1 protein-coding gene is annotated in these 467 nt (G+C 34.5%); it reads left to right on the top strand.

Translation table 11 applies throughout. The annotated features are described in order from the left end of the window. Positions 1-104 precede the first annotated feature (104 nt). On the top strand, positions 105-320 hold the full coding sequence (locus ACEO2X_RS14175) for a hypothetical protein (RefSeq protein WP_371972184.1): 216 nt from the start codon (positions 105-107) through the stop codon (positions 318-320). Positions 321-467: the final 147 nt, after the last annotated feature.

Genomic DNA, 467 nt, shown 5'->3' with positions numbered 1-467 from the left:
CGCAAGAGATGCGATGGATGTCTGATGATTTGTAGTCATAAATTTAAGTCCCCACTTGTTTCTAAGTGGGGACTAAATTAAGGCTTATAGGATGAATTCAGAAGGTGTGTTCAGCGGACGCTTACGGAAAAATTAAAAATTTAAACGAAGCAAAAAAAGGATATATGCGTTTTCTTGAAATGACTAAAACGACAACCTTTCCATTTGGTACTAAAAAAGAAGGTGGGCAGATAGTGAGTCGAAAGCGTTATGGTTATGCGGCGAATGCTGCGAAATTATTTGCTGAAAAAAGGTTAAAAGAATTAAATAATTCTGTGTAAATACAGTTTTAAAAATACTTGAGGGCGTTCAAAATTCTGTGTCAGTAAATTTGACTAGATTTTAATTATATCATCTAATCGACCTTCAAAGTAAATGGATAATTGAGTAATCGTTTGTCCCCATTCCTGAATAGGCATTGTCCATTT

The organism is Acinetobacter sp. AL9 (genome assembly GCF_041464035.1).
In the GTDB taxonomy this organism is placed as follows: Bacteria; Pseudomonadota; Gammaproteobacteria; order Pseudomonadales; family Moraxellaceae; genus Acinetobacter; species Acinetobacter towneri.
The sequence above is the reverse complement of the archived record's forward strand: the minus strand, read 5'-3'. Positions and strand labels throughout refer to the sequence as shown.